This window comes from Pseudomonas sp. ACN8, assembly GCF_002303925.1.
GTDB lineage: Bacteria > Pseudomonadota > Gammaproteobacteria > Pseudomonadales > Pseudomonadaceae > Aquipseudomonas.
In genome coordinates this window covers 1-9,191 of sequence record NZ_MRCS01000089.1, presented here as the reverse complement: position 1 = coordinate 9,191, position 9,191 = coordinate 1, and the positions used below count along the sequence as shown (strand labels likewise).

The window sequence follows — 9,191 nt, the reverse complement described above, 5'->3', positions numbered from 1 at the left end:
GCTGCGCGACTTTCACGTCGACAACCTGATGCTGCTGCAAGGCCGTGAAGGCGTGGCGGCCTGCGGCTTGCTGGATTTCCAGGACGCCCTGGTCGGGGCGGCGGCCTATGACCTGATGTCGCTGCTCGAAGACGCCCGGCGCGATGTGTCCGAGGCACTGCGCAAGGCACTGATCAGCCATTACCTGTTGCAGCGCCCGGAGCTGGATGCGCCGGGTTTTCTCGAAGACTACCGGCGCCTGGCCGCCCAGCGTCACGCCAAGGTGCTGGGGATTTTCGTACGCCTGGCCGGCCGTGACGGCAAGCACGGTTATCTGGCGCACTTGCCGCGCACCCTGGGTTTGTTTGTCCGCGCCCTGGACGCCGAGGCCTTTGTGCCGCTGCGCCAATGGCTCGACCTGCAAGTGCCGGGCTGGCGTGAAGAATTGCCCGCCGAGACCCTGGCGACGTTGCGCGAAACCCCTTATCGATTGGTTCAAGGATCATCCCATGGCCACGTTCAACACTGACACCGCATTGCGTTTCATCAATTCTGAATTCCTGCCGCTGACCGATGGCCGTGTGCGCGAAGTGCTCGACCCGGCGACCCTGCAACCGGTCGGGCAAGTCGGCGTGTGTGGCGAAGCCGATGTGCAAGCCGCCACCGATGCCGCCACCGCCGCGCAAAAACAATGGCGCGTAGTGGATGCCAAAAGCCGCGCCGCGCGCCTGCATCAACTGGCCAACGCCATCGAGCAGAACCTGGCCTGCAACCGTGAAGTCGCACGCCTGATGACCCTGGAGATGGGCAAGCCGTTTCCCGAAGCCATGGGCGAGCTGGCCAACTGCGCGCCGATCTTTCGCTACTACGCGGAAATGGCCCGGGACGATGCCGGCAAGGTCGCCGGTACCACGCAGATCGGCTCGTTCCAGCATGTGCGTTACGAGCCGTACGGCGTCAGCGTGCACATCATGCCGTTCAACTTTCCGATCCTGCTGATGTGCTGGACGGTCGCCGCGTCACTGGCGGCGGGCAATGCCTGCATCATCAAGCCGGCGGAAGCCACGACCCTGTGCACCCTCAAGTTCATGGAGCACTTCGCCGCGCTACTGCCGGGGCTGGTGTCCTGTGTGCCAGGTGATGCAGCGACTGCGCAGTTGCTGGTGCAGTCAGCGCAGACCCACGCGGTGGCGTTCACCGGCAGCGTTGCGGCAGGCAAAGCGGTGGCCGTGGCCTGCGCCGAACGGATGAAACCTTGCGTGATCGAGGCCGGTGGCAGCGATCCGCTGATCATCTCCAGGCATGCGCCGCTGGACGTGGCGGCGGCGGGAGCGGTGACGGCGGCGTTCCACTTGAGCGGGCAGATCTGCACGTCGGCCGAGCGCTTCTACGTCGTTGATGAAATCCATGACGAGTTTGTCGCGAAATTCGCCGAACGCACCCGTGCCTTGCGCATTGGCCATGGCCTGGAGCGTTCGGAGATCGGGCCGATGGTCAGCGAGGCGGCACGCAACAAGGTCATGCGCCTGGTCGATGACGCCGTGGCCAAGGGCGCGACAGTGGTGTGTGGCGGGCGGATTCCGCCCGGGCACAGCGTCGGCTGGTTCTATGAGCCGACCATCCTCACCGGCGTGACCGGCGACATGGCGCTTCTGCAGGAAGAATGCTTCGGTCCGGTGGCGGCGATCTGTCGGGTCAGCGATTTCGATGAGGCGGTGCGCTTGGCCAACGACTCGCCGTTCGGCCTTGGCGCCTCGCTGTTTTCCACGGACCTGGCCGAAACCATGGAAGCCGCTGAGCGTCTGGAGGCGGGGATGGTCTGGGTCAACAACCCGCTGATCGACAACGATGCGCTGCCGTTCGGTGGCTGGAAGATGTCGGGTCTTGGGCGCGAACTCGGGCGTCAGGGGCTGGAAGCGTTCCGCCGTTCGAAAATGGTCATCATCGACCACCAGCCGAAAATCCAGGACTGGTGGTATCCCTACGCCGATGACGTGTTCTATCGCGATCCGGCCTGAAGCCCGATGCACACAGGAGGATTGTGATGAGCGACAACATGGGATGGCCGACCCTGGCGGTGATTCTCGCGGCCGGACAGGGCACGCGCATGCAGTCGCCGCTGCCCAAGGTCTTGCACCCGGTGGCCAACCAGCCGCTGCTTGGCCATGTGCTGGCGGCGGTGGAGGCGGCGGGCATCGAGCAACGGGCGGTAGTGGTAGGCGCCGGCGGCGGGCAGGTGGTCGAGTACCTGCAACAGGTGGCACCGACGGTGCAGGTGTTCACCCAGCACCAACAACTGGGCACGGCCCATGCGGTGCTCGCGGCCCGACCGGCCTTGCAGGCGCAACAGGGGTGTGTGCTGGTGCTGTTTGGCGATTCACCCTTGATCACCCCTCAGACCTTGAATCGCTTGCGCAGGGCATTGATTGACGGCGCAGCGGTGGCGGTGGCGGGTTTCCATACCCAGCAACCGGGACCCTATGGGCGATTGCTGGTGAAGGACGGTCGTCTGCGGGCCATCCGCGAAGCCAAAGACGCCAGCCCGCAGGAGCTGGACATCAACTTCTGCAATGGCGGCGTCATGGGCCTGCGTGCCGACACCTGCCTGTGGCTGCTGGAGCGTATCGGCAACCGCAACGCCCAGGGTGAGTACTACCTCACCGATGCGGTGGCGGTGGCCAACGAGTCGGGGCTTGCGGTAACGGCCGTGGAAGTGGATGAATTCGACGTGATCGGGGTCAATGACCGCGAGCAATTGCAGGTCGCCGAGCAGTTGTACCAGCAGCGCAGAATCAAGGCGTGTTCCATGCAACGGGTTGCCTCGGCGACCGCAGAGAACGTCGAGCCGGCCGTGGCGGCGGCAGCTGACCCCATTCAAGGATTGAGTCAGTTGCCATCGCTACCCGGTTAGTGGAACGGGAAGATGTAGTTCATCCAGGCGGCCATGCGCAGAAGGATTTTGCGCATCATCGCGATGTGATGGAAATGCTGGCTGTACAACGCCGCCTGACCGTAGGCGCCGCCGGGCATCTGGCTGGCGTACTGGGCATAGTCGGGGTCGGTGATTTCAATGATCACCGGAACCCGGCCGGCCGGTGGTGAGCCGGTGAAGCTGATCAGCGTGCCCGACGGTTGGATCTGGCCTTCGGCGATCACCGAAACGACGGTCTTGACCTTGCCTTCGAAAACCTTGCCTGGAATGCCGTCGAAAGCGACTTCGGCCTCGTCGCCTTCTGTCAGGCGCAACAGGCTGTTCTGACGCATCCACGCGGAGAAGTAGTGCCCTTCAGCGGGAATGAAGACCATCGAAGGGCGCAGCGGCAACTTGGTCGCCATCATGCCCGGACGCAGCGAAACGTGGGTGACGAAGCCTTTGCTCGGCGCACGGACCGTGGTGTTGTCGAGTTCGTACTGCGCGCTGTCCAGTTGTGCCTTCAGGTCATCACTGCGCGCGACCACCATGTCCAGTTCCCGTTGGGTACTGAAATTACGCTTGATCAGCTCGGTGATCCGCGCGCGATCGGCCTGGGCGGCAATCAGCTGTGCCTTGAGGGATTTGAGCCGGTATTCGAACGGCGCCGGGTCGATGCGAAACAGCACATCGCCTTTTTCCAGGGGCTGGTTGGTCTTTACCGGCACGTCGATCACCTGGCCGCTGACCACCGGTATCACCGGAACCGATACGAAATAGGAACGCGCCACCTCGGAGTAGGGGTGGTTGTAGTTCATCGTGAAAATCAGCGCGCCGATAATCACGATCCCACCCAGCACCGCCGTGGGCACCGTCCATTTGTTCAGGGGGATGCGGAAGATCTTGAAGATGGCTACGCACAGCGCGGCATACGTCAGAATGAGTAAGAGATCCATGGCTCAAATGCCCTCGCCGAGATTGTCCGTTGGCACCCGGTTCTGGGGCGTGCCCGTCGCTGCCTCCAGGCGCTCGATCCGGCCTTGCAGCTCGGCGACCTGCTGTTCGAGGTGAACCACATGACTTTTTGCTGAATGTCCGTCACTGAAACCCCAGCCCCGGTCCTCTCGATAGGCCATGGCCCAGATCCACAGGAACGGCCACAGCGCGTGCAGGGTGAACAGGCTGACCCAGCCGGTGGCGTGGATCGCATCCTGGTGAGGGTGGTTGCGGTGGACGGCGATTTCATAGGGGATGTCGTGGAGCAGAATGATCCCGTAGAACAGAACAAGCCCGACAAAGACCAGCAGGCCCAGGGCGAAGTAATCAAGCATGAACCACTCCTCTTGAAGCAGATAACGTGTGCGCCTGAGTGTAGTCGTTCAATCTACACTTGACGGGGATGCGGATCTCCAGCCTGGGCAGCCGGTGCCTGGCCGAAGCGTCGACCGATGACGTGCAAGCACTCCCCGACGAGGTGAATTCATGCCAACCAATGGACAATTCGAGAGGGCACCTGTACTGGACCCTGTCGAGCGCATTACCGAAGTGATCTTCGGCCTGCTGATGGCCATGACGTTCACCGGCACCATCAGCGTGGCCACCGCGGACCAGGCAGCTGAACGCACGATGATGATTGCCGCACTCGGCTGCAATCTCGCCTGGGGACTGGCCGATGCGGTCATGTACCTGTTGCGCGCACTGGTCGAGCGCACGCGCAGGATCAAGCTGTACATGGCCTTGCGCCACGGCACGGACGCCGCGGCCGGTCAGGCGCTCGTTGCGCAGGTGTTGCCGTTGCAATTGGCGACGGCGGCCGGCAGCGAGGGGCTGGAGTTGTTGCGCCGTCGGCTGCTCGATCAGCCCTCCTTGCCGATCAGGGCCGGTCTCGGCTGGAGCGACTTCAGGGGCGCCCTCGGCGTTTTCCTGTTGGTCGTGGGCTCGACATTTCCGCTGGTGGTGCCGTTCATACTGCTCGATCAGACGGCACTCGCCATTCGCCTGTCCAACCTGATAGGGCTCGTGGTGCTGTTCATCGCAGGCTGGATGCTCGCCAGATACGCGGGCGCCACGCAATGGCAGGGTGGGGTGATCATGGCCGCCACGGGGGGGGTGCTGATCTTTGCAATCATTGCGCTGGGCGGCTGACAGACGGACATAATTCAACACACTAAAGACTCATTCTCATTTACTATTGCCCTTCCATTTACGTCGGGCAGCCCGGTATGGATGTTCTCGCCGCAATCCATCTTTATTTTTCCCAGTGGGTGATCGAGCCGGTCACCCGGCAGTTCCTTGGCATTTTCGATGTCAACGGGCGACTCGGTCTATCCTTTCTCTGCATGTCTTACGGCGTCGCCTATTGCCTGTTCCGCCACCGAAAATCCCGGGGTTTGACCGACGCGCGTTCATTCGGGCAGTTCATCGGCGGCCGCCGGGTGTACCTGCATCGCTCGGCGTTGCTCGACTACCGCTACTACTTTGTACTCGCCATCCTCAAGGTTGCCCTGGTGTTGCCCATCGTCGGTCTGGTGGATCCGTACGTCTTGCGCTCAGCGGACTACATCGCGTTCTTCACCCAGCTGTGGGGCGCGCGTACGCAAGTGGAGGAGCACCTGGCGCTGACCCTGCTCTATGGGCTGGGCGTATTTCTGGTCAAGGACTTCAGTCATTACTGGGGCCATCGTGCTTTCCATTCGCGCTATCTGTGGGCCTTCCACAAAGTCCATCATTCGGCGCCAGTGCTGGTGCCGGCGACGGCCAGCCGCGTGCACTTTCTGGAAGAGGTGGTCGAAAAGCTCACGGACATCATCTGCGTCGGCGCCTTTGCCGGTGTCTTCTGGTACGCCTGCGGGGGCGAGATCAGTCGCTACACCTTGTTTGGCGTGACCTACATGGTGTTCATCTTCAATAGCCTGGCGGCCAACCTGCGCCACAGCCACGTCTGGTGTTCCTTCGGGCCGGTGCTGGAGCGGGTGCTGAGCAGCCCGGCGCAACACCAGATTCATCACAGCGATGCACCGCGACACTTCAACAAGAACTTCGGCATCAATCTGTCACTGTGGGACTGGATGTTCGGCACGCTCTACGTCACCCGGTCCACACCCGAGTCCATTCACTTCGGCACTGGTGAGAACGATCACGAGCGTTACCTGACGCTACGGGGATTGATCGTCACGCCTTTCATGGATATCGCGCGCAAACTCATCTCTGCAAAACGCCCGAAAGCACAGCCTCAAAACGGATCTGATCCGTATTTTTCAGCGCAATCTGCCTCTGTAACGGATACAGCCGCCAGCCCACAATAAGTCTTCGGTACGCCGTCGGGGCAGCGCACGCGGCCCCTGTACCGCCAATTCATAGTGTGGGAGGCCCCATGGCCAAGATGACGATTTTTCTCGGCGGTTTTCTGCTGTTGACCATCCTGATCGGCATGCTGGCGACGATTCCGCCGGCGTGATTACACACCGCAGATCACTCTGATTGCCTGGCGTGCCAGCTCCGTACCCATAGAGTGTCGACCCCGCCTCCGCGCTTACCGGTACTCATCATGCCGCCGCCACCAGGGCCCCGTTTCATTGCGGCCCTTGGGCGCGCGGTCGAGCCATTGGTACATGCCCCACAATCCGTCCAGGCCCCGGGCGTAGGTGGAATAGGTGTGATAGATCTCGCCGTCTTCCAGCACAAACGTACTCAGTCCTGGCCTGTCGCGGGTATAGGTCGGCGCATCGGTGCCACAGGTCGCGGCGAACTGTTTCACCGGTTCCGGTATTTCACTGGCATCCATGGCGTGCCCGCCGCGCTGGTAGTTGTACTCGACCAGGCCTTCGCGCTGTTGGGCTTCGGTGAAGTAGACGTTGAAGTCAGCGGTGAAGTCGCTGTCGGCAGCCGAGGCCCAGGGAAAGGTCCAGCCCATTCGGCGCTTGTAGGCCTGCAGTTTCGCCAACGGCGCGCGGGATATCGCCATCAGGGTCACGTCGTGGTTCGCCAGGTGGACGACGAGGGGGTCGAAGCCATCGGCGATGGCCGAGCAGGAAGGGCAGCCGGCCGTGTAGTCGGGGCCGAACATGAAGTGGTAGACCAGCAGCTGCGAGCGCCCTTGAAAGAGCTCGGCCAGGGTGGCGCTGCCGTTGTCGGTATCGAAACGGTACGCCTTGTCGAGCCGAACCCAAGGCAATGCCTGGCGTTGTCTGGCCACTTCATCGCTGCGTCGGGTCAGGGCCTTTTCCGCTTCGAGCAGTTGCAGGCGTGCCGCCAGCCATTGGTCCCGGGTCGCGGTTTTGTGCGTGTTCATCGTTCTGCGCTCCTGGTGAAAGGTCGTGATTTAGACTAAACCCGGGTGTCAAATGATGGGAGTGACAAGCGTGGCGGGATTTCCATGGACTCGATGATCGCGGCCGCCGCACAGGCGCTGGCGGCGGGCAATCCGCTGGGTGCACTGGACCGCGTGGCCTTGCGCGACGATGCGCCGGCGCTGGCCCTGCGCGGTATCGCCATGGCGCAACTGGGCGATCTGGTGCGGGCCAGGGCGCTGGTCAAGCGTGCGCAACGGGCCTTTGCGCCCCGGGAAGTACTGGCCCGGGCGCGCTGTGTGGTGGCCGAGGCCGAAATCGCCCTGGCTTCGCGGGAACTCGGGTGGCCGGTCAAAGCGCTCGAAACGGCGCGGGTCACCCTTGAGCACCACGGTGACCGGGTCAATGCCGCCCATGCGCGCTATCTGCAAATCCGCCGTTTGCTGTTGATCGGGCATCTCGACGAGGCACAGCGGTTATTGGCCGAACTCGACCCCGACCCGTTGCCGCCGGCCTTGCGGGCAACCCATGAATTGGTGCAGGCGGGGATTGCCATTCGTCGCCTGCAATCGCACGAAGCCCGGGAGGCGTTGAACAGGGCCGGGCAGGCAGCCAGTCAAACGGGGATTGCCGCGCTGATCGCTGAGGTCCAACACGCGGCGTATCTGCTGGATGCCCCTGCGGCACGCCTGATTGCCCAAGGTGAAGTACGGCCACTGTTGCTCGATGACGTTGAAGCGTTGTTCTGTTCAACGTCCCTGGTGGTGGATGCCTGCCGGTACGTTGTGCATGGCTGTGGCATGTCGGTGCCGCTCGCGACGCGGCCTATCCTGTTCGTGCTCGCCCGTGCGTTGGCCGAGGCGTGGCCCGCCGACGTTGCGCGGGAAACGCTGATCGCCCGGGCGTTCCGTCTGAGGCTCTCGGATGAATCCCATCGCGCCCGGCTTCGTGTGGAAATCGGCAGGCTGCGTAAGGCGCTCAAGCCGTTGGCCGACGTCATCGCGACAGCCCGCGGTTATGCCCTGCAATCGTCGGTGTGTACGGAGGTGGTGGCGTTGGCGCAACCGGTCGAGGAAAAATTTACTGCGGTATTGGCCTGCCTGGCCGATGGCGAGTCGTGGTCGAGTTCCGCCCTGGCACTGGCTTTGGGTACCAGCCAGCGCACCGTGCAACGGGCGCTCGATACACTGGCGGAGCAGGGCAAGGTGCAGTGGTTTGGCCGTGGTCGCGCACGGCGCTGGATGACGCCGCCCGTGCCGGGATTCGCGACGACCTTGTTACTCCCGGCGCCGCTGCCCGGTGGCTAGGATGAACGCCACCAATCCCCAATGAGGAATGCCAGGATGAAACACGCAACTGCTGAAATCATTCGTGAGTATGGCCCGTTTGCCGATGTCGACCACGTGTGCGGCGTCACTTGGGACGGCGAAAAGGTCTGGTTCGCGTGCAACAGTAAAATCAACGCACTGGACCCGGAAAGCGGCAAGGTGCTGAGCTCGATCGATGTCGCTGCCCATGCCGGCACCGCGTTTGACGGGGAGCACCTGTTCCAGATCGCCGAAGACCGCATCCACAAGATCGACCCCCGCACCGGTCGTATCCTCTCGACCATTCCTGCCCCCGGCGCCGGCACCGATTCGGGGCTGACCTGGGCCGAAGGGACGTTGTGGGTGGGGCAGTACCGTGAGCGCAAGATTCACCAGATCGACCCCGAGACCGGCAAAATCCTGCGCACCATCGAATCCAACCGTTTCGTCACCGGCGTGACCTGGGTGGATGGCGCGCTGTGGCATGGTACCTGGGAGGGCGATGAGAGTGAACTGCGGCGCATCGACTCGCAAACCGGTGAAGTACTGCAGAGCCTCAAGATGCCGGAAGGCGTCGGCGTGTCGGGACTGGAGTCCGATGGCGGCGAACGGTTGTTCTGCGGTGGCGGCGATAGCGGCAAGGTGAGGGTGGTGCGCCGGCCTTCGTGAGGCGCTGCTGCCAGGTCACCAGGTACAACCTTTGTG

10 protein-coding genes are annotated in these 9,191 nt (G+C 62.9%); 7 read left to right on the top strand and 3 right to left on the bottom strand.

Features of this window, described 5'->3' with window-relative positions:
• The 3 genes from BSF44_RS28610 to BSF44_RS28600 form a co-directional block, all read left to right on the top strand.
• Positions 1–508 (top strand): phosphotransferase (locus BSF44_RS28610; RefSeq protein WP_150130708.1); only part of this gene is annotated, 508 nt, incomplete at its 5' end.
• Positions 489–1,997: an aldehyde dehydrogenase gene (locus BSF44_RS28605; protein WP_095946354.1), complete on the top strand. Its 1,509-nt coding sequence runs from the start codon at positions 489–491 to the stop codon at positions 1,995–1,997. The genes BSF44_RS28610 and BSF44_RS28605, both read left to right, overlap by 20 nt.
• Before the next feature lie 26 nt (positions 1,998–2,023).
• Positions 2,024–2,890 carry an NTP transferase domain-containing protein gene (locus BSF44_RS28600; RefSeq protein WP_224790025.1) on the top strand — a complete coding sequence of 289 codons (867 nt, stop codon included), beginning with the start codon at positions 2,024–2,026 and terminating at the stop codon, positions 2,888–2,890.
• On the opposite strand, the gene BSF44_RS28595 is transcribed toward BSF44_RS28600, so the two are convergent.
• Together BSF44_RS28595 and BSF44_RS28590 are read right to left on the bottom strand one after the other, a co-directional pair.
• A complete protein-coding gene (locus BSF44_RS28595) occupies positions 2,887–3,846 on the bottom strand; it encodes an HlyD family secretion protein (protein WP_095946353.1) in 960 nt (319 codons plus the stop codon). The two genes, BSF44_RS28600 and BSF44_RS28595, sit on opposite strands and share 4 nt — an antisense overlap.
• 3 nt (positions 3,847–3,849) lie before the next feature.
• The gene (locus tag BSF44_RS28590; RefSeq protein ID WP_095946352.1) at positions 3,850–4,221 is read right to left on the bottom strand and encodes a DUF3302 domain-containing protein; all 372 of its coding nucleotides are present in this window, start codon (positions 4,219–4,221) and stop codon (positions 3,850–3,852) included.
• A gap of 151 nt (positions 4,222–4,372) precedes the next feature.
• Here BSF44_RS28590 and BSF44_RS28585 point away from each other — a divergent pair, with 151 nt between their 5' ends.
• Both BSF44_RS28585 and BSF44_RS28580 read left to right on the top strand, forming a co-directional pair.
• Positions 4,373–5,035: a hypothetical protein gene (locus BSF44_RS28585; protein WP_095946351.1), complete on the top strand. Its 663-nt coding sequence runs from the start codon at positions 4,373–4,375 to the stop codon at positions 5,033–5,035.
• A 77-nt stretch (positions 5,036–5,112) separates the two neighbouring features.
• A complete protein-coding gene (locus BSF44_RS28580) occupies positions 5,113–6,195 on the top strand; it encodes a sterol desaturase family protein (protein ID WP_095946350.1) in 1,083 nt (360 codons plus the stop codon).
• 227 nt (positions 6,196–6,422) lie between these two features.
• Here BSF44_RS28580 and BSF44_RS28575 read toward each other — a convergent pair whose 3' ends face one another.
• A complete protein-coding gene (locus tag BSF44_RS28575; RefSeq protein WP_095946349.1) occupies positions 6,423–7,181 on the bottom strand; it encodes a DUF899 domain-containing protein in 759 nt (252 codons plus the stop codon).
• Between the two features lie 84 nt (positions 7,182–7,265).
• Here BSF44_RS28575 and BSF44_RS28570 point away from each other — a divergent pair, with 84 nt between their 5' ends.
• Entirely contained in the window at positions 7,266–8,486 is a 1,221-nt protein-coding gene (locus BSF44_RS28570; protein ID WP_095946348.1) for a helix-turn-helix domain-containing protein, read from the top strand.
• A 36-nt stretch (positions 8,487–8,522) separates the two neighbouring features.
• On the top strand, positions 8,523–9,155 hold the full coding sequence (locus tag BSF44_RS28565) for a glutaminyl-peptide cyclotransferase (RefSeq protein WP_095946347.1): 633 nt from the start codon (positions 8,523–8,525) through the stop codon (positions 9,153–9,155).
• The last annotated feature ends 36 nt before the right edge of the window (positions 9,156–9,191 follow it).